Source organism: Micromonospora wenchangensis (genome assembly GCF_002210435.1).
In the GTDB taxonomy this organism is placed as follows: Bacteria; Actinomycetota; Actinomycetes; order Mycobacteriales; family Micromonosporaceae; genus Micromonospora; species Micromonospora wenchangensis.
On the sequence record NZ_MZMV01000006.1, the window covers coordinates 117,945 to 136,799 of the forward strand.

Genomic DNA, 18,855 nt, shown 5'->3' on the forward strand with positions numbered 1-18,855 from the left:
GGACGCGATGATTCGTCTCCGTCGATGGTCAGCCCGCGAGGAGGTCGTGCGGATGGAGTTCGCCCGGGACCAGTGGTACGTGGCGGCCCACGGCGTCGAGGTCGGCCGGGACCTGCTCGCCCGTACCGTGCTCGGTGAGCCGTTGGTGCTCTACCGCACCGGCGCGGGGGAGGCGGTGGCGCTCGCCGACCGGTGCGTGCACCGGCGTTTCCCGCTGTCGCAGAGCCGCCTCGACGGCGACACCGTCGTCTGCGGCTACCACGGCTTCACCTACGACCCCACCGGAGCCTGCGTCTTCGTCCCCGGCCAGCAGCGGATTCCGCGTACCGCGCGGGTCGCGGCGTACCCGGTGGTGGAGCAGGACTCCCTCGTCTGGGTGTGGATCGGCGACCGGGAGCGCGCCGACCCGGCCACGATCCCCCGCGCGCCGTGGCTGGCCGACCCCCGGTACGCGGTGGTCCGCGGCATGGCCCCGCTGGACGCCCGCTACGGCCTGCTGGTGGACAACCTGATGGACCTGTCCCACGAGACCTACCTGCACGGCGGCTACATCGGCACGCCGGAGGTGGCGGACACCCCGATCACCACCGAGGTGGACGAGGACCGGGGTGTGGTGCACGTCAGCCGGCACATGGACGACGCCGAGTGCCCGCCGTTCTACGCCCGCTCGACAGGCATCCAGGGCCGGATCACCCGCTGGCAGGACATCGAGTACCACCCGCCGTGCCTCTACCTGCTGCACAGCCGGATCGCCCCGCAGGGGGTCTATCCACCCGCCGAGGGCGAGGACAGCGCCGCCTTCCACGCCGAGATCGTCTACGCCATCACCCCGTCGACCGCGCACAGCACGTACGACTTCTGGGCGGTGGCGCGGGACTTCGCGGTCGACGACGAGTCGGTCAGCGCGTACCTGCACCAGAGCAACCACACGGTGGTGATGCAGGACGTCGCGGCGTTGAACGTCCTGGAGCGGGTGATCGCCGCCGAACCGGAGCGGTACCAGGAGCTGAGCATCAACATCGACACCGGTGGGCTGGCCGCCCGGCGGCTGCTGGCCCGGCTGGTCGGGTCGGGGACGGTGGGAGCGCCCCGGTGAGCCCCGGGGCCGACGCACCAGGCGGGGGCCGGGTCTACCGGGTCCACTGGGTGCCGGGCACCGACACCCTGCGCGGCATCTGCCACTGCGGCGCGCAGCGGCTCGCCGAGGAGCCGGTCGCGTTGTGGCAGTGGCTGCTCGACCATCCGCGGGGCCACCACCTCCCGACCGTGCCGGCGGCCGACCCGACCGGTCGACAGGCGGTGCCGGCGTGACCGCGACGGACCTGGTGGTGGTCACCCGGCAGCAGGTGGCCACCGGGGTCGTCGAGTTCGGCCTGGCCCGCGCCGACGGCGCGGCGCTGCCCGGCTGGGAGCCGGGCGCGCACGTCGACCTGGAACTGGGCCCGGGGCTGCTGCGGCAGTACTCCCTGTGCGGTGACCCGGCCGACCGGTCCGTCCTGCGGATCGCGGTGCAGCGGGAGGCGGCGGGGCGCGGCGGCTCCCGGGCGGCGCACGAGCGGCTCACCGTCGGCGGCACCGTCCGGGTGCACGGCCCCCGTAACACGTTCCCGCTGGTCGCGGCCCGGCACTACCGTTTCGTCGCCGGTGGCATCGGGATCACCCCGATCGTGCCGATGGTCGCCGCCGCCGACGCCGCGGGTGCGGACTGGCACCTGTCGTACGGCGGACGGACCCGCGCCGCGATGGCGTACGCCACCGCGCTGCGCGACCGGTACGGCGACCGGGTCGACCTGTACCCGCAGGACGAGACGGGACTGCTCGACCTGGCCGGGCTGCTGGCCGGGCCCGGCGACGGGCCGGTCTACTGCTGCGGCCCGGAATCGCTGGTGCGGGCGGTGGAGGAACACTGCCGGGACTGGCCGCCCGGCCGCCTGCACGTCGAGCGGTTCGCCCCCCGGGACGACACCACCTTCCCGGACACGGCGATCGAGGTGGAACTCGCGCTGTCCGGGCGGACGGTGACCGTGCCGCCGGGGGTGCCGATCCTGCGGGCGGTGGAGGAGGCCGGGGTGCCGGTCCTGTCGTCCTGCCGGGAGGGCACCTGCGGCACCTGCGAGACACCGGTGCTGGCCGGGGTGCCGGAGCACCGCGACAGTCTGCTGTCCGCGCAGGACCGCGCCGCCGGGGACACCATGCTGATCTGTGTCTCGCGGGCCCGTACCCCCCGGCTCGTCCTGGAGCTGTGACCGGCCGGCGCGGGCGGGGAGGATGGTGGGATGCGCGGGCAGCCGGGGCGGACGGTGACCAGCCGGGTGCTGGCGCTGCTCGACGCGTTCAGCCCGGCCAGTCCGGCCCTGACGCTCAGCGAACTGGCCCGCCGGGCCGGGCTGCCGCTGTCCACCGTGCACCGCCGGGTGGCGGAACTGCTCGCCTGGGGCGCGTTGGAGCGCGGCGGGGACGGGCGGTACCGGATCGGCCTGCGGCTGTGGGAGGTGGGTTCGCTCGCGCCCCGGGGCCTGGGGCTGCGCGAGGTGGCCCTGCCGGTGATGGAGGACCTGTACGAGGTGACGCACGAGAACGTGCAGCTCGCCGTCCGGCAGGGGCTGGAACTGGTGTTCATCGAACGGATCGCCGGCCGGCGGGCGGTGCCGGTGCGCACCCGGGTGGGCGGCCGGTTCGCGCTGCACGCCACCGGGGTCGGGCTGGTGCTGCTCGCCCACGCCCCGGCCGAGGTGCAGGAACGGGTGCTGGCCGGGCCGCTGGAGCGCTACACCGCGTTGACCGTCACCGATCCGGGGCGGTTGCGCCGCTGCCTGGCCGAGGTGCGCCGGGTCGGGTACGCGGTCAGCGACCGTCAGGTCACCATGGACGCCCTGTCGGTGGCCGCGCCGGTGCGGGCCCCGGAGGGGGTGGTGGCGGCGCTGTCGCTGGTGGTCGCCCACGACCGGGCGGACCCGGTGGCGCTGGCCCCGCTGGTCCAGGCGGCGGGCCGGGTGCTGTCCCGGGCCCTGGGCGGCACGCCCCGGTGAGGGGTTCAGTCGGGGAAGGCCAGCAGCCGCAGCAGCCGGGCCAGCCGGGCCCGGTCCTGTGCCGGCACGACGGACAGCGAGTCGATCCCCACGGCGCGGACGGCGTCGCGGGCGCGGGCGAACAGGGCCCGGCCGGCGTCGGTGGCGACGAGGACGTTGGCCCGCCGGTCGGCGGGGTCGGCGTGCCGCTCGACGAGGTGCCGCTGTTCCAGCCCGTCGACGAGGGCGACGACCTGGCTCGGGTCGAGCCGCAGGAACTCGGCGAGTTCCCGCTGGGTCGGGCGGACGTCGTCGGCGGCCAGCGCGAGCACCGAGTAGGAGCGGGCCTTCAGGCCGTGGGTGGCCAGGGCGGCGTTCGCCGCGGCGAGGGCGAGCGCGTTGGCGCGGGCCAGCAGGAAGCTCAGGTCACCGGCGAGCGCGCTGTCCCGCAGCCGGTCGCGGCCGGTCGACCGGGTCCGTTCGGCGGGCATGGCGACGATGGTAGCAAGCTTCCTGAATAATTGACATTCTCAATGGTTCGTGCTCAGATCGCATCGACGGAAGGGAGTGCCCATGTCACTGGACGGCAAAGTCGCCATCGTCACCGGCTCCGGGCGCGGCCTCGGCCTGGCCTACGCCCAGGAGTTGGCGCGGCGGGGCGCCCACGTCGTGGTCAACGACGTCGACGCCGATGCCACGGCCGAGGCGGTGGCCACGATCGAGGCGTCCGGCGGGCGGGCCGTCGGGGTGACCGCGCCGGTGGGCCCGACCGAGACCGCCAAGGAACTGGTCGACACCGCCCTCGCCGCGTTCGGCCGGCTCGACGCCCTGGTCACCAACGCCGGGGTCCTGCGCGACACCGTGCTGTGGAAGATGAGCGACGACGACTTCGACACCGTCGTCACCGTGCACCTGCGCGGCACCTTCACCACCGTGCGCGAGGCGGTGCGGCACATGCGGCAGGCCGGCGAGGGCGGCCGGATCATCTGCATCGGCTCGCCCACCGGCCAGCGGGGCACCTTCGGCCAGACCAACTACGCGGCGGCCAAGGCGGGCATCGTCGGCATGGTCCGCACCTGGGCGCTGGAGCTGAAGCGGGCCGGCATCACCGCCAACACCGTCGTCCCGGTCGCCGCGACCGCGATGACCGCCACCGTCCCCTACTTCGCCGCCGCCGTCCGCGCCGAGGCCGACGGTGAGCCGATGCCCGCGTTCTTCCGGCACGACCTCGGCTTCGGCACCGTCGACGACGTGGCCGGCCTGGTCGCCTTCCTCGCCTCCGACGCGGCGGCCAAGGTCACCGGGCAGGTGATCGGGGTCGGCGGCGACCGCCTGCAGATCTGGACCCACCCGGAGGCGGCACTGACCGCCTACCGCGAGGGCGGCTGGACCTACGACGCGCTGGTGGAGGCCTGGCCGACGACGTTCGACGGGGCCACGCAGAGCGTCGGCGAACGCTTCCCCGAACTGCCCGCCCGGTTCCAGCCGGCGACCCCCTGACCCGGCCGACCGACGAGACCGCCCGACCCGCCGGACCGGACCGCCCGACGGAGGCCGCCTGATGTACCAGTCCGCGATCGACCTCGACGCCGTCACCGCGATCGACATGCACGTGCACATCGAGGTCGACGACCACGGCCACGCCTCGCTGCCCGAACCGCTGGTGGCCGCCGTGTCGAAGTACTTCCGCACCGACGGGCCCCGACCCGCCGTCGACGCGGTGGCCCGGTACTACCGCGAACGGCAGATGGCCGCCGTCGTCTTCACCGTCGACGCGGGCACCCAACTGCGGCACCCGCCGCTGTCCAGCGCCGAGATCGCCCGCGCCGCCGCCGAACACGCCGACGTGCTCATCCCCTTCGGGTCGGTCGACCCGCGCACCGGCGCGGCGGCCCTCGACCTCGCCGCCCGGCTGATCGAGCAGGAGGGGGTACGCGGGTTCAAGTTCCACCCCACCGTGCAGGGCTTCGACCCCGGCCACGAGGCGTACGCCCCGCTGTGGGCCCTGATCGAGCGCGCCGGCCTGCCGGCGATCTTCCACACCGGACAGACCGGCATCGGCGCGGGCCTGCCCGGCGGGTACGGCCTGCGGCTCGGACTGTCCAACCCGATGCTGCTCGACCCGGTCGCCGCCGACTTCCCCGACCTGCAGATCGTCATGGCCCACCCGTCGGTGCCCTGGCAGGACGAGGCGCTGTCGGTGGCCACCCACAAGCCCAACACCTGGATCGACCTGTCCGGCTGGAGCCCGAAGTACTTCCCGGCCGCGCTGGTGCGCCACGCCAACTCGGTGCTGAGGCACCGGGTGCTGTTCGGCACCGACTACCCGCTGCTGACCCCCGACCGGTGGCTGCGCGACGTGGCGGCCACCGACCTGAGGCCGGAGGTGCTCCCGGGCATCCTCAAGGACAACGCGGCCCGGCTGCTGGGCCTCGGCCCGCACCGACGAGAGGAGTCGCCATGACGACGACCATCACCTACGACCAGCTCGCCGACCTCGCCGGCACCGACCTGGGGCACACCGGCTACCGGACGGTCACCCAGGACCAGGTGAACCTGTTCGCCGACGCCACCGACGACCACCAGTGGATCCACGTCGACCCGCAGCGGGCGGCGGCCGGCCCGTTCGGCGCGCCGATCGCCCACGGTTTCCTCACCCTGTCGCTGGCGGTGCCGTTCTGGACCGAGCTGCTGGAGGTCAAGGGCGTGTCCACCAAGGTGAACTACGGCCTCGACCGGGTGCGCTTCCCCGCACCGGTCGTGGTCGGCGCGCGGGTACGGATGCGGGCCACCGTCGTCGAGGTGGCCGAGGTGCGGGGCGGCTACCAGCTCACCGTCGACCAGACCGTCGAGATCGAGGGCGGCACCAAGCCGGCGGTGGTCGCCCGCGGGTTGTACCGCTTCCACGCCTGAGACCCCGGGCGTCCGGCCAGGTCATCATCCCACCTCCACCACCAGGAGACCGCTGATGCACCAGCACGGAATCGACGCCTGGGTCACCCGGCGTCGGCTCAGGTCCCCGGACCGGGTCGCCCTCGTGCACGGCGCGGGCGCGACCGTCACCTACGCGCAGTTCGCCGACGCCGTGGACCGGGTCGCGGCGGTGCTGCGGGAGCACGGTGTCGGCACCGGCGACACCGTCGCCTACCTGGGCGAGAACAGCCCGGAGTTCCTCCAGGTGATGTTCGGGGCGGTGCGGCTCGGTGCCGTGTTCGTGCCGGTCAACACCCGGCTCGCGCCCCCCGAGATCGGCCACGTGCTGACCGACTGCGCGGCCCGGGTGCTGATCCACGACCCGGACTTCGCGGTGCCGGTGGCCGCCGCGCTGCCGACCGCCCGGCCCCCACTGGTCCTGGTCACCGGCGAGGGCACCCCGGACCGGCCGGGCCTGGCGACGCTGACCCGCGACGCCGACCCGGCACGGGCCGGGCACGCCGACCCCGGCCCCACCGACCCGGCGGCGATCGTCTACACCTCGGGCACCACCGGCCGGGCCAAGGGCGCGGTGCTCACCCACGGCAACCTGACCTGGGTGGCGCTCAACTGCGTGGTCGACTACGACGTCGTCTCCACCGACGTGGCGCTGATGATCTCGCCGTTGTTCCACGTCGCCTCGCTGGGGATGGGCGCGCTGCCCGTCATCCTCAAGGGAGCCACGATGGTCATCGAGCGCGGTTTCGAGCCGGGCCGGGCGCTCGCGCAGATCGCCAGGCACCGGGTCACCATGCTCAGCGGCGTGCCGACCACCTACCAACTGCTGGCCGACCACCCCGACTGGGCCTCGACCGACCTGTCCACGCTGACGAAGCTCACCTGCGGCGGGTCCGCCGTGCCGACCCGCGTCCTCGACGCGTACGAGGCGCGCGGCCTGTCGTTCTCCCAGGGGTACGGGATGACCGAGGCGTCGCCGGGCGCGACCGCCCTGCCGCCTGCGATGACCCGGGCCAAGCAGGGCAGCGTCGGCCTGCCGCACTTCTTCACCGACGTCCGGGTCACCGACCCGACAGGTGCGGTGCTGCCCGCCGGTGCGGTCGGTCAGATCGAGGTGGCCGGGCCCAACGTCTTCCCCGGCTACCACGGCCTGCCGGAGGCGACCGCCGAGGCGTTCACCGCCGACGGCTGGTTCCGCTCCGGCGACCTGGGCCGCCTGGACGACGAGGGCTACCTCTACGTCTCCGGCCGGCTCAAGGACATGATCATCTCGGGTGGCGAGAACATCTACCCGGCCGAACTCGAACTGCTGCTCGGCGAGATCGACGGGGTGGTGTCGGCGGCCGTGATCGGGGTGCCTGACGACCGCTGGGGGGAGGTGCCGTGGGCGGTGCTGACGGTCCGGTCGGGGGCGTCGGTGGACACCGGCACCGTCCGGGCCCACCTCGACGGCCGGGTCGCCCGCTACAAGCTGCCGAAGAACGTGGTCGTCGTGGACGAGCTGCCGCGCACCGCGTCGGGGAAGGTCAGGAAGGCCGAGCTGCGGGCGCGGTTCGCCGGCTGACCGTGGGCCGGTGGGTGACCAGGGCGGCGAACTCCGCCGCGGACGCCTCGGCCAGCGCCCGGTGCGCCAGGCGGTAGGTCTGCGCCGACCGGGCGGCCGGCCAGTGCGCGTCCATGAACTCGGCCGGCAGCCTCGGGTCGGCCCGCAGCAGCGCCAGCCAGTCCGCCACCAGCATGGTGCGCCGGGTCAACGCGCCCGCCGCCGCCGTGCTCGCGGCCGGGTCGGCCCACCTGTCGATGAACGCCAGGTGCTCGCGCCGGATCGCCTCGATGTCCCAGGCGGAGCGGACGCTGTCGCCGATCGGGAAGCCGGCGAGTTCGCGGGCGTGGAAGGCGACCACGGGGTGCGGGGCGAGATCCTGGCGCAGCGGCTCCAACGACCCGGCGAGGTCGACCTCGCCGGGGGCCAGCCACAGCCCGTCGCGGATCGGCGCGAAGCCCTCCCAGGTCAGCGTGGAGCGCAGCCGGTGCCGCAGCGTCCGCTGCTCCTCCGGGATCGAGAAGGTGACGAGCGTCCAGCCGCTGCCCTGCGGGTCGAACGGCCGGGGCCCGCGCACCCGGTACGTCGCCTCACGCAGCACCGCCGCCCCGTGCTCGGTCAGCGAGAACAGCGTCTCCCGACCGCTGCGGCCCCGGGCGAGGACGCCGCTGCGCACCAGCCGGTCGAGGGTGGCCCGGGTCGCCGGCGCGGCGACCCCCGCCCCCTCCAGCACGGTGATCAGGACGCTGGCCCGGATCGGCCCGGTGTCGCCGTCGACGACGTGTTCGCCGAAGAAGGCGAGCACCAGCTGCTTGGGCTGTCGCCTAGCCACAGTCATCCCCTCCGACACCTCCGACGCCCGGCGCGCTCACGGCGCGGGTCGCGGGGCCACATTCTGCCCGCGTCTGGCCCGCTGGATCTCGCCGTAGACGTGCGTGCGCAGCTCGGTGAACCGGGGCAGGGCGCGGGTGGTGATCTGGTCCCGGTCGGCCGGCAGGTCGATCACCAGGTCCTCGCGTACCCGGGTCGGGGCGTGGGACAGCACCAGCACCCGCTGCCCGAGGTAGACCGACTCGTCGATGTCGTGGGTGACGAACAGCACCGAGATCCCGCGTCGGGCGTGCAGCTCCCGCACCAGGTCCTCCAGGTCGGCCCGGGTCTGCGCGTCCACCGCCGCGAACGGCTCGTCCATGATCAGGACCTCCGGCTGGTACGCGACGGCCCGCGCGATCGCCACCCGCTGCTGCATCCCGCCGGAGAGCTGCCACGGGTGGCTGCGGGCGGCGTGCGCCAGGCCCACCGCGTCGAGCGCGTCGGCGACCAGGGTGTGCCGCTGCGCGCGGGACAGCCGCTTGTGCCGCAGCGGCAGCTCGACGTTGCCGCGTACGGTCAGCCACGGGTAGAGGCTGCGGCCGTACTCCTGGAACACCACGGCCATCGCGGGGCTGGGGCCGGTCACCGGCGCGCCGTGCATCTCGACGGTGCCGCCGGTCGGGCGCAGCAGCCCGGCGAGGCACTTCAGCAGGGTGGTCTTGCCGCACCCGGACGGCCCGACGATGCAGACGAGTTCGCCGGCGTCCATCGTGAAGCTGAGGTCCCCGATCGCCTCGACGTCGCCGGTGCGGGCCCGGTAGACCTTGTTCAGCTGCGTCACCCGCAGCAGGGTGCCCCGGTCAGACACGGTTGACCTCCCTGGTTCCGTGGTACCAGCGCAGCACGCGCCGCTCGACGACCCCGAAGACGACGGCGAGCAGCACGCCGACCCCGCCGAGCAGCAGGATGCCGCTCCACATCTCGGCGACGAGGTAGTTGCGTTGGAAGTAGGCGATCCGGTAGCCCAGCCCGGCCGACGAGGCGAACATCTCGGAGATGACCATCAGGATGAGCGCGACCGAGAGGGCCTGCCGCGCCCCGGCCATGATCCGGGGGCTGGCGGCGGGGAGCACCAGGAACCACAGCCGCTCCCACCGGGTGACCCGGAACGACAGCGCGGTCTGCGTCAGCACGCTGTCGGTGCCCCGGACCCCCTCGACCGTGTTGAGCAGGATCGGCCAGACCGCGCCGGAGACGATCACCACGACCTTCATGGTGTCGGTGATGCCGAGCAGGAGCATCGCCACCGGGATCAGCACCGGCGGCGGGACGGCCCGGAGGAACTCCAGCAGCGGTTCGAGCAGCTCACGCAGCCACGGGGTCAGGCCGATGACGGTGCCGGCGGCGACGCCGAGCACGACCGACGCGGCGACCCCGAGGCCGAGCCGGTAGAGGCTGGGCAGCACGTCCTGGACGAACGCGGGCCCGATCCAGGTGTCGACGAAGGCGTCGGCGATCGTCACCGGGTCGGGGAGGAACCGGTTAGTCGCCCTCGTCGCCACCAGGCCCCAGAGCACCAGCAGCAGCATCGGCAGTCCGAGCGCGTGCAGCAGGCCCGTCACGGCCCGCGTGCCGGCCCGGCGGCGGCGCGGCGCGGCGACGACCCGGCCCGGGTACGCGGTCACAGCGCCCGCTCCCCACGGACGGACTCGTGCCAGGACAGCGTCCGCCGTTCGACGAACCGGAAGACGAGGTTCACCGCCAGCCCGAGCAGGCCGGTGACCACGACGAGGGCGTACAGGCCGACCGCGTCGCCGCCGGAGCGGGACAGCTCGATCATGCGGCCGAGGCCGGGGTTGCCGATCACCATCTCGGCGGTGATGGCCAGGATGAGCGCCACCGCCGCCGCGAGCCGCAGACCCGTCATCAGGTACGGCAGGGTGGTCGGCAGGACGAGGTGCGTCCACTGCTCGCGGCGGCGCAGGCCGAAGCTGCGCGCGGTGTCCCGGGCGACCGCGTCGACGTCCGCTACCCCGTAGATCACCTGCACGAACACCTGCCAGAACGACGCGTAGACGATGATGACCAGGGCGGCCTGCCGCTGGATGCCGAACATCAGCACGGCGAGCGGGATGAGCGCGACCGACGGGATGGGGCGCAGGAACTCGACCATCGTGTGGGTCGTACGGCGCAGGAACGGCACCAGGCCGACGAGGGTGCCGAGGGCGACGGCGGCGAGGGTCGCCACGGTCAGCCCGATCGCCCAGGAGGTCATGGTGCTGCCGAGTCGCCGCCAGAACGCCAGGTCGACGAGCTGTTCGGCGAGCCGGGCCAGCACGTCCGTCACGTACGGCAGGTACTGCGGGTCGATCAGGCCCAGCGCCGGGATCGCCTGCCAGCCGACGAGGAAGCCGGCCAGGCCGGTGACGCCCAGCAGCGCCCTGCGCAACGCGGGTGGCCGTCGGGTGGTGGGCACGGGCATGTCACCTCCGGGGGCGTGGTCGGTGTCGCCCGGCGGCCCGGCCGCCGGGCGACACCGGGCCGGCTACTGCTGGCGGACGAGCCGGTCGAGGTCGGGCTGCCGGTCGAGCACCCGGTACCTGCCGGCGAGTTCGGCGAGCGTCTGGAGGCTGGCCCGGTCGACGTCCCAGCCGAACGCCGGCAGCCTGACCGACTCCGCCACCGGCGGCGGCAGTTGGAGGTTGTCCTTGATGGCCTGTCGCAGGGCCGGCGCGTTGGCCGGGTCCTGCGCCCACTGGAGGGTCTGCTTCATCGCCGCGGAGAAGTCCTCGACCAGCTCGGCGTCCTTGTCGAGGCGGGCGGTGGTGGTGATGGTGGTCAGGGTGGCCAGGCCGGGCACCACCGCCTGGTAGGGCGCCACCACGAACCTGTCGCCCCGGCTCCTCAGCTGGGTGACGAAGGGTTCCGGCACCCAGGCGGCGTCGATGTTGCCCGCCGCGAGCTGGGCCGGGGCGTCCGGGAAGGCCACCTCGACGAACTTGACCTTCCTGGGGTCGCCGCCGTCCTTCTCCACCGCCGCCATGATCGTGACGTCGCCGGCCGCGCCCAGGCTGTTGACCGCGACCCGCTTGCCGGCGAGGTCGGCCGGCCTGGTGACACCGGACTTCGCCGAGGCCACCACGGCGTTGATGTCGTCGCCCTGGGCGTACGAGGAGGCGTAGTTGCCGATGATGACGACGCCCAGGTTCTGCAGGTCGGCGCGGAACGGACCGAACGGCTGGCCGATGGCGAAGTCGATGTCGCCGTTCATCAGCGCCGGGATGGCCTGCGCGCCGCCCTGGGCGGGCAGCACCTCGACCTGGAGCCCGCGCTCGGCGAACAGGCCCGCCTTGATGCCGCCCCACAGCGCGGCGGTCTCGGTGATCGGCAGCGCGGCGACCCGGACCTTGCGCAGGTCGCCGGAGGTCGGCGCGGACGGGGTGGACGCGTCGGAGTCGGTACATCCGGTGAGGGCGATCGCGGTGACGGCGATCAACCCGAGAGCCATGACCTTCTTCATTGACGAGGCCCTTCCTGGGCGGGGGTGGTGGGGTGCGTCGGAAGTCGGCGGGATGCCTCGGACCTGCGGGGGGAACCAACCGCTGCGTGGGGGCGCACGCCGCTGTGGTGGCCATGGTCGGCCACCCCGACATCGAAAGTCAAGAATTTCTGACGCCCGTCATGAATAAGTTGAACGACGCTGCGTCGTGGTGGTGTCGCTCAGACCTCGGGCAGGCCCACGTAGTTCTCGGCCAGGCTCGTCGCGTACGCCCGGGAGGTGGCGGCGTACCGCAGCGTCGCGGTCTGCAACTTCGCCTCGTACGGGTCGTCGTGCGCCAGCCGGTGCAGCATCGAGGTCATCCACCAGGAGAAGTGCTGGGCCCGCCAGACCCGGCGCAGCGCGGTGGTGGAGTAGCCCGCCAGCAGGTCGGCGCGGCCGTGGGAGTACCAGGCGGCGAACGCCTCGCCGAGCAGCGCGACGTCGGCCAGCGCCAGGTTCATGCCCTTGGCCCCGGTCGGCGGGACGATGTGCACGGCGTCCCCGGCCAGGTACAACCGCTCCCACTGCATCGGCTCCACCACGAAACTGCGCATCGGCGTGATCGACTTCTCCAGCACCGGGCCCTCGGTGAGCGACCAGCCCGGCACCGTCTCCAGCCGGACCCGCAGCTCCGCCCAGATCCGCTCGTCCGGCCACGCGGCGATGTCCTCGTCGGGGGCGACCTGGAGGTAGAGCCGGGAGACCTGCGGCGAGCGCATGCTGTAGAGGGCGAAACCCCGCTCGTGGTGGGCGTAGACGAGTTCCTCCACGGCCGGCGCGGCGGCGGCGAGCACCCCCAGCCAGGCGAACGGGTACGCCCGCTCGTAGCTGGTCAGCACCCCGTCGGGCACCGCGCCCCGGCTCACCCCGTGGAACCCGTCGCAGCCGGCCACGAAGTCGCAGCGCAGTTGCTCGTCGCGGCCGTCGCGTCGGTAGTGGACCACCGGGTCGGGGGAGTCGAGCCCGTCCAGCCGGGTCACCTCGGCGTCGAACAGGATCGTGCCGCCGGCCGCGAGGCGCGCGGCGATCAGGTCCTTGACCACCTCCTGCTGCCCGTAGACGGTGATCGCCCGCCCGGTCAGCTCGGTCATCGGCACCCGGTGCGACTCCCCGGCGAAGCGCAGCTCGATGCCCTCGTGCCGCAGCCCCTCGCGGAGCAGCCGCTCGCCGAGGCCGGTGCGGCAGAGCAGGTCGACCGAACCCTGTTCGAGCACCCCGGCGCGCAGCCGGTGCTCGACGTGCTCGCGGCTGCGGCTCTCCAGCACCACCGAGGAGACGCCCTGCCGGTGCAGCAGGTGCGACAGCATGAGGCCCGCCGGCCCGGCGCCGACGATGCCGACCTGGGTTCGCATCCCGGTCCGTCCTTCCTGGACGCCGGCCCGACACCGGGGCCCGGCGGCGGGCCACCGACTGCGTTCGCTTGGCGAACGGGTGTTCTCTCATTGAACGTTGGCACGCGGCCCGGCTCCCGTCAACGTCCTGCCCGGACGGTGGTCGTCCCGACGCCGGGCCCGATGCGGACATTGACGGATGTCGCCGCCCGTCGTACGTTCGACATGAGCACGATGGTCCGCATGGCGAACACCGGTCCGAGGTGAGGCGGGAGGCCCGTGGCAACGCTCGTCCCGCTGGCGCAGGCCGTGGCGGAACTGGTCCGCGACGGCGACGTGGTGGCCCTGGAAGGCTTCACCCACCTCATCCCGTTCGCCGCCGGTCACGAGATCATCCGCCAGCGACGGCAGGAGCTGACCCTGGTCCGGATGACCCCCGACGTCATCTACGACCAGCTCATCGGTGCCGGGTGCGCCCGCCGGCTGGTGTTCTCCTGGGGCGGCAACCCCGGCGTGGGATCACTGCACCGGTTCCGCGACGCCGTGCAGCACTCCTGGCCGCGCCCGCTGGAGCTGGAGGAACACAGCCACGCCGGGATGGCCAACCGCTACGTGGCAGGCGCGTCCGGCCTGCCGTTCGCCGTGCTGCGCGGCTACACCGGCACCGACCTGCCCCGGCACACCGCCAACGTCAGCTCGGTCGACTGCCCCTTCACCGGCGAGACCCTCACCGCCGTGGCGGCCCTGCGCCCCGACGTGACAGTGGTGCACGCCCAACGCGCCGACCGGGCCGGCAACGTGCAGTTGTGGGGCATCACCGGCGTGCAGAAGGAGGCGGTGCTCGCCGCCCACCGGTCGCTGGTCACCGTCGAGGAGGTCGTGCCCGAGCTGACCCCCGTCCCCGGGCAGGTCGTGCTGCCCGGCTGGGCGGTCACCGCCGTGGCCGAGGTGCCCGGCGGCGCCCACCCCTCCTACGCCCAGGGCTACTCGGTCCGGGACAACGACTTCTACCGGGCCTGGGACGCCGTCAGCCGGGACCGCGACACCTTCCGCGCCTGGCTCGACCGGCACGTGCACCGGGCCGGGGCGGCGGCATGAGCGCGCCGCCCGACCCCCGCCCCGGGAGGCGGACGTGAGCGGCCCGCCCCCGCCCGCCGGGTGGACCGCCGACGAGATGATGACCGTCGCCGCCGCCCGGCAGCTCCGCGACGGCGTCGCCTGCTTCGTCGGGATCGGACTGCCCAGCACCGCGGCGAACCTCGCCCGCGCCACCCACGCCCCGGACCTGGTGCTCGTCTACGAGTCCGGCTGCCTCGGCGCGAAACCGGACCGGCTGCCGCTGTCCATCGGCGACGGCGTCCTCGCCGACACCGCCGACGCGGTCGTGTCGGTGCCCGAGGTGTTCAACTACTGGCTCCAGCCCGGCCGGATCGACGTCGGCTTCCTCGGCGCGGCGCAACTCGACAGGTACGGCAACCTCAACACCACTGTCGTCGGCGACGACTACGCCGCCCCGGCCGTCCGGCTGCCCGGCGCGGGCGGGGCCCCCGAGATCGCCGCCTCCTGCCGCGAGGTCGTGGTGATCGTCAGGCAGAACCCGCGCACCTTCACCAGCCGCGTCGACTTCGTCACCTCGGTCGGCTACGGCACGGGCCCGGGGGACCGGGAACGGCTGGGCCTACGCGGCGGCGGCCCCCGACTGGTGATCACCGACCTCGGCGTCCTGGAACCCGACCCGGTGAGCTGTGAGCTGACCCTGACCCGGCTGCACCCCGGCGTGACCCGCGAGCAGGCCCGCGCCGCCACCGGCTGGGAGCTCGCCGTCGCCGAGCCGCTGACCACGAACGACCCGCCCACGGCACACGAGTTGGCGGTGCTGCGCGCGTTGCAGGCCACGGCCGAGGGGAGCCGACCATGACCGAGGACACCACCGGCCGCGGGCTGCCACTGCCGGTGTACCGGCGCGACGACGTCGACGCCCACCCGCCGCTGTTCAGCCCCGGCTACCGGTCGACCGTGACGCGGGCCCCCAGGCAACCACTGGCCCACCTGCCGCAGCGGCTGACCGAGGTCACCGGCCCGCTGCTGGGCGAGGGACGCCTCGGCGACCTCGACCACGACCTGACCCGCCAGCACGACGGGTCACCACAGGGGCAGCGGATCATCGTGCACGGCCGGGTCCGCGACGGCGACGGCCGGCCGGTGCCGCGTACGCTCGTCGAGATCTGGCAGGCCAACGCCGCCGGACGCTACCGCCACGCGCGCGACACCTGGCCGGCCCCGATCGACCCGCACTTCGACGGGGTGGGCCGGACGCTCACCGACGACCAGGGGCGCTACCGGTTCGTCACCGTGCAACCGGGGGCCTACCCCTGGCGCAACCACGACAACGCCTGGCGGCCGGCGCACATCCACTTCTCCCTGTTCGGCCGGGCGTTCACCCAGCGGCTGGTGACCCAGATGTACTTCCCCGGCGACCCGCTGTTCTTCCAGGACCCGGTGCTGCACTCGGTGCGCGACCCGATGGCCCGGCAACGGCTGGTCGCCCGCTACGACCACGCCGCCACGCAGCCCGAGTGGGCGCTGGCCTACGCGTTCGACATCGTGCTGCGGGGCCGGGAGGACACCCCCTTCGAGGACGGCGACGACGATGAGTGACCGGCTGGGCGTCACCCCGGCGCAGACCGTCGGGCCGTACCTGAGCATCGGCCTGCACTGGCCCGACGGCCCGTACGTCGTCCCCGAGGGCACCCCCGGCGCGTTCTGGATCCGGGGCCGGATCGTCGACGGCACCGGGGAACCCGTGGTCGACGCGCTGGTGGAGAGCTGGCAGGCCGACCCGGACGGCCGGTTCGACCACCCGGACGACCCGCGCGGGGCCCGGCCGCCGCGGCTCGCGGGATTCCGGGGGTTCGGCCGCAGCGAGACCGACGACCAGGGGTGCTACCGGCTGCTGACGGTCCGGCCGGGGCCGCTGCCCGACCCGGACGGCGGCACCGAGGCCCCGCACCTGACCCTGTCGGTGCTCGGCCGGGGGCTGCTGCACCGCCTGGTGACCCGGCTCTACCTCCCCGACGAGCCGGCGGCCAACGCCGTCGACCCGGTGCTGAACAGCGTGGAGGCCGAGCGCCGGGGCACGCTGCTGGCCAGCGCCGCCCCGGACGGGTTCCGCTTCGACATCCACCTGCAGGGCGACCGTGAGACCGTCTTCTTCGCCGTCTGACGGCCTGCTCTCCGGCCTGTCCGGCAGCCCGGAGGTGGACGCGGAACTCGACGATCACGCCCTGCTGCGGGCGCTGCTCGACGCGGAGGCCGCGCTCGCCCGGGCCGGGGCCGACGCCGGCGTCGTGCCCGCCCCGGCGGCCGACGCGATCGTCACCGCGTGCCACCCCGACCGGTACGACCCGGCGGCGCTGGGCCGGGCCGCCGACGCCGCCGGTAACCCGGTCGTCCCCCTCGTGCGGGAGGTGACCGCCGCCGTGCCCGCCCCGGCCCGACCCTGGGTGCACCTCGGGGCGACCAGCCAGGACATCCTGGACACCGGGCTGAGCCTGCTGGCCGTCCGGGCGCTCGGCGCGCTGCGCCGGCACCTCGACGCCGCCGTCGACGCCGCCGCCCGGCTCGCCGACACCCACCGGGACACCGTGCTGGTCGCCCGGACCCTCGGCCAGCAGGCGGCACCCACCACCTTCGGGCTCAAGGCCGCCGGCTGGCTGACCGGCCTGGCACAGGCCGGCGACCGGCTCCGGCAGGCCGGCGACGGGCAGCCCGCACAACTCGGCGGCGCGGTCGGCACCCTCGCCGCGCTCGGCCCGGCCGGCCCCGACGTCGCCGCCCGGTTCGCCGCCCACCTGGGGCTGCCCGCGAGCGCGCTGCCCTGGCACACCCGACGGCAGCCCCGCCTCGATCTGGCCGCCGCCCTCGGTGGTCTGCTCGTGGCCACCGGCAAGATCGCGCTCGACGTCGGCCTGCTCGCCCAGACCGAGGTCGGTGAGGTCGCCGAGGGCGGTGCCGGGCGGGGCAGTTCCTCGGCCATGCCGCACAAACGCAACCCGGTCGACGCGATCCTGGTCGGGGCCGCCGCCCGCCGCGGCCCCGGCCTCGTCGCCACCCTGTTCGCCGCGGCGGTGCAGGAGCACGAACGGGCCGCCGGCGGCTGGCACGCCGAGTGGGAGCCGCTGCGGGACCTGCTGCACCTGGCCGGGGGTGCCAGCGCCCGGTGCGCCCGGCTGCTCGCCGGGCTGCGGGTCGACCCCGCCCGGATGCGGGCGAACCTCGACGCCACCGGCGGGCGGGTGCTCGCCGAGGCCGTCGCCGCCCGGCTGGCCCCCGCCGTCGGCCGCGACGTCGCGCACGACCTGGTCGCCCGCGCCGCCGCCGCACCCGCGTTCCGCGCCGCGCTGCTCGCCGACCCCGAGATCCGCGCCCACCTGTCCGGGACGGAGGTCGACGAGGCGCTCGACCCGGACCGGTGGCTCGGCTCGGCCGGCCGGTTCGTCGACGCGGCGCTGGCCGCCGCCCGGGGCGCGGGGCCGTGACCTCCCGGCTGCACCTGAGGGTCGACGGCCCGCCCACCGCGCCGGTGCTGCTGCTCGGCGGTTCCCTCGGCACCACCGGCGCGATGTGGGAACCCCAGGTCGCGGCGCTGGCCGAAGGGTTCCGGGTGATCCGGTACGACCACCTGGGCCACGGCCGCTCGGCGACGCCGGCCGGGCCGTACACGGTGGATCTGCTGGGCCGGGAGGTGCTGCGGACGCTTGACCACCTCGGCGTGCCGTGGGTCCACTACGCCGGGCTGTCCCTCGGCGGCATGGTCGGCATGTGGCTCGCCGTCCACGCGCCCGACCGGGTGCGCCGGCTCGCCCTGCTGTGCACCTCGGCCCGGCTCGGCCCGCCCGAACCCTGGCGGCAACGGGCGGCCACGGTCCGCGCCGCCGGCCTGCCGGCGATCGCCGACGCGGTGGTGGCCCGCTGGTTCACCCCGACCTTCGCCGCCGCCCACCCGGAGCTGGTGGCCGGCTACCGCGCCATGCTGACCGCGACCTCCCCGGCCGGCTACGCGGCGTGCTGCGAGGCGATCGCCGCCCTGGATCTGCGCCCCGACCTGGGCCGGATCGGCGTACCGACGCTTGTCGTCGCGGGCGCGGACGACCCGGCGATCCCCGTCGGGCACGCCCGGGAGATCGTCGACCTGGTCCCCGGGGCGCGGCTGGTCGTCCTCGACGCGGCGGCCCACCTGGCCAACGTCGAGCGGCCCGGGCCGGTGGGCCGACTCCTGCGGGAACACTTCGAACAGGCGGGTGGCTGATGGACGACCGGGAACGGCACGAGGCCGGCATGACCGTACGCCGGCAGGTGCTCGGTGACGCGCACGTCGACCGCGCGGTCGCCGGCACCGACGCGTTCACCGCCGACTTCCAGGACTTCATCACCCGCTACGCCTGGGGCGAGGTGTGGACCCGGCCCGGCCTCGACCGGCGTACCCGTAGCTGCATCACCCTCGCGGTGCTCGCCGCCCTGCGTCACGAGGAGGAACTGGCGATGCACGTGCGGGCCGCACTGGGCAACGGGCTGACCGAACAGGAGGTGGCGGAGGTCCTGCTCCAGGTGGGCGTCTACGCTGGCGTACCGGCGGCGAACCGGGCGTTCACGGTGGCCCGGGAGGCGCTGCGGCGGGAGGCTGGGTGA

General features: G+C 74.4%; 22 protein-coding genes. 15 read left to right on the forward strand and 7 right to left on the reverse strand.

What is annotated here, in order from left to right:
- Window positions 1-52 precede the first annotated feature (52 nt).
- The 4 genes from B5D80_RS05255 to B5D80_RS05270 are packed head-to-tail and all read left to right on the forward strand — an operon-like array spanning window position 53 to window position 3,029.
- Window positions 53-1,096: an aromatic ring-hydroxylating oxygenase subunit alpha gene (locus B5D80_RS05255; protein ID WP_088642617.1), complete on the forward strand. Its 1,044-nt coding sequence runs from the start codon at window positions 53-55 to the stop codon at window positions 1,094-1,096.
- The gene (locus B5D80_RS05260) at window positions 1,093-1,311 is read left to right on the forward strand and encodes a hypothetical protein (protein WP_088642618.1); all 219 of its coding nucleotides are present in this window, start codon (window positions 1,093-1,095) and stop codon (window positions 1,309-1,311) included. The genes B5D80_RS05255 and B5D80_RS05260 overlap by 4 nt, the downstream gene beginning before the upstream one ends.
- Window positions 1,308-2,246, forward strand: a complete 939-nt coding sequence (locus B5D80_RS05265; protein ID WP_088642619.1) for a PDR/VanB family oxidoreductase — start codon at window positions 1,308-1,310, stop codon at window positions 2,244-2,246. The genes B5D80_RS05260 and B5D80_RS05265 overlap by 4 nt, the downstream gene beginning before the upstream one ends.
- Before the next feature lie 30 nt (window positions 2,247-2,276).
- Window positions 2,277-3,029, forward strand: coding sequence for an IclR family transcriptional regulator (locus B5D80_RS05270; RefSeq protein WP_088642620.1), 753 nt, complete (start codon window positions 2,277-2,279; stop codon window positions 3,027-3,029).
- A gap of 5 nt (window positions 3,030-3,034) precedes the next feature.
- Here the strand turns inward: B5D80_RS05270 and B5D80_RS05275 are convergent, their stop codons facing one another.
- Window positions 3,035-3,499 (reverse strand): MarR family winged helix-turn-helix transcriptional regulator, encoded by a 465-nt coding sequence (locus tag B5D80_RS05275; RefSeq protein WP_088642621.1) that lies wholly within the window; start codon window positions 3,497-3,499, stop codon window positions 3,035-3,037.
- Window positions 3,500-3,581: 82 nt separating this feature from the next.
- Here B5D80_RS05275 and B5D80_RS05280 point away from each other — a divergent pair, with 82 nt between their 5' ends.
- The 4 genes from B5D80_RS05280 to B5D80_RS05295 all read left to right on the forward strand — a co-directional run bounded on the left by B5D80_RS05280 (window position 3,582) and on the right by B5D80_RS05295 (window position 7,503).
- The gene (locus tag B5D80_RS05280; RefSeq protein WP_088642622.1) at window positions 3,582-4,508 is read left to right on the forward strand and encodes an SDR family oxidoreductase; all 927 of its coding nucleotides are present in this window, start codon (window positions 3,582-3,584) and stop codon (window positions 4,506-4,508) included.
- Window positions 4,509-4,569: 61 nt separating this feature from the next.
- Entirely contained in the window at window positions 4,570-5,472 is a 903-nt protein-coding gene (locus B5D80_RS05285; RefSeq protein ID WP_088642623.1) for an amidohydrolase family protein, read from the forward strand.
- The gene (locus tag B5D80_RS05290; RefSeq protein ID WP_088642624.1) at window positions 5,469-5,921 is read left to right on the forward strand and encodes a MaoC family dehydratase; all 453 of its coding nucleotides are present in this window, start codon (window positions 5,469-5,471) and stop codon (window positions 5,919-5,921) included. The genes B5D80_RS05285 and B5D80_RS05290 overlap by 4 nt, the downstream gene beginning before the upstream one ends.
- Before the next feature lie 55 nt (window positions 5,922-5,976).
- Entirely contained in the window at window positions 5,977-7,503 is a 1,527-nt protein-coding gene (locus B5D80_RS05295) for an acyl-CoA synthetase (RefSeq protein ID WP_088642625.1), read from the forward strand.
- Here B5D80_RS05295 and B5D80_RS05300 read toward each other — a convergent pair.
- From B5D80_RS05300 to B5D80_RS05325, 6 genes are all read right to left on the reverse strand, one after another.
- Window positions 7,466-8,320: a PaaX family transcriptional regulator gene (locus B5D80_RS05300; protein ID WP_088642626.1), complete on the reverse strand. Its 855-nt coding sequence runs from the start codon at window positions 8,318-8,320 to the stop codon at window positions 7,466-7,468. The genes B5D80_RS05295 and B5D80_RS05300 overlap by 38 nt on opposite strands.
- A 30-nt stretch (window positions 8,321-8,350) precedes the next feature.
- On the reverse strand, window positions 8,351-9,163 hold the full coding sequence (locus tag B5D80_RS05305; RefSeq protein WP_204926584.1) for an ABC transporter ATP-binding protein: 813 nt from the start codon (window positions 9,161-9,163) through the stop codon (window positions 8,351-8,353).
- Window positions 9,156-9,980 (reverse strand): ABC transporter permease, encoded by an 825-nt coding sequence (locus tag B5D80_RS05310; protein ID WP_245854252.1) that lies wholly within the window; start codon window positions 9,978-9,980, stop codon window positions 9,156-9,158. Before B5D80_RS05310 ends, B5D80_RS05305 begins: the two co-directional genes overlap by 8 nt.
- Window positions 9,977-10,777, reverse strand: a complete 801-nt coding sequence (locus B5D80_RS05315) for an ABC transporter permease (RefSeq protein ID WP_425437164.1) — start codon at window positions 10,775-10,777, stop codon at window positions 9,977-9,979. The genes B5D80_RS05310 and B5D80_RS05315 overlap by 4 nt, the downstream gene beginning before the upstream one ends.
- Before the next feature lie 63 nt (window positions 10,778-10,840).
- Entirely contained in the window at window positions 10,841-11,803 is a 963-nt protein-coding gene (locus B5D80_RS05320; RefSeq protein WP_245854256.1) for an ABC transporter substrate-binding protein, read from the reverse strand.
- Between the two features lie 212 nt (window positions 11,804-12,015).
- Entirely contained in the window at window positions 12,016-13,188 is a 1,173-nt protein-coding gene (locus B5D80_RS05325; protein ID WP_088642628.1) for a 4-hydroxybenzoate 3-monooxygenase, read from the reverse strand.
- Between the two features lie 258 nt (window positions 13,189-13,446).
- Here B5D80_RS05325 and B5D80_RS05330 point away from each other — a divergent pair, with 258 nt between their 5' ends.
- From B5D80_RS05330 to pcaC, 7 genes are read left to right on the forward strand one after another with little or no spacing between them, the layout of a single operon-like run.
- Complete coding sequence (locus B5D80_RS05330) at window positions 13,447-14,265, forward strand: CoA transferase subunit A (protein ID WP_088642629.1); 819 nt, start codon at window positions 13,447-13,449, stop codon at window positions 14,263-14,265.
- A 34-nt stretch (window positions 14,266-14,299) separates the two neighbouring features.
- Window positions 14,300-15,085 (forward strand): CoA-transferase subunit beta, encoded by a 786-nt coding sequence (locus tag B5D80_RS05335; protein ID WP_245854258.1) that lies wholly within the window; start codon window positions 14,300-14,302, stop codon window positions 15,083-15,085.
- Window positions 15,082-15,825: a protocatechuate 3,4-dioxygenase subunit beta gene (pcaH, locus tag B5D80_RS05340; RefSeq protein ID WP_088642630.1), complete on the forward strand. Its 744-nt coding sequence runs from the start codon at window positions 15,082-15,084 to the stop codon at window positions 15,823-15,825. The genes B5D80_RS05335 and pcaH overlap by 4 nt, the downstream gene beginning before the upstream one ends.
- Window positions 15,818-16,390, forward strand: coding sequence for a protocatechuate 3,4-dioxygenase subunit alpha (gene pcaG, locus B5D80_RS05345; protein WP_088642631.1), 573 nt, complete (start codon window positions 15,818-15,820; stop codon window positions 16,388-16,390). The genes pcaH and pcaG overlap by 8 nt, the downstream gene beginning before the upstream one ends.
- Window positions 16,365-17,705, forward strand: a complete 1,341-nt coding sequence (gene pcaB, locus B5D80_RS05350) for a 3-carboxy-cis,cis-muconate cycloisomerase (protein WP_088642632.1) — start codon at window positions 16,365-16,367, stop codon at window positions 17,703-17,705. The genes pcaG and pcaB overlap by 26 nt, the downstream gene beginning before the upstream one ends.
- The gene (gene pcaD / locus B5D80_RS05355) at window positions 17,702-18,475 is read left to right on the forward strand and encodes a 3-oxoadipate enol-lactonase (protein ID WP_169733037.1); all 774 of its coding nucleotides are present in this window, start codon (window positions 17,702-17,704) and stop codon (window positions 18,473-18,475) included. Before pcaB ends, pcaD begins: the two co-directional genes overlap by 4 nt.
- Window positions 18,475-18,855, forward strand: a complete 381-nt coding sequence (pcaC, locus tag B5D80_RS05360; protein WP_088642633.1) for a 4-carboxymuconolactone decarboxylase — start codon at window positions 18,475-18,477, stop codon at window positions 18,853-18,855. Before pcaD ends, pcaC begins: the two co-directional genes overlap by 1 nt.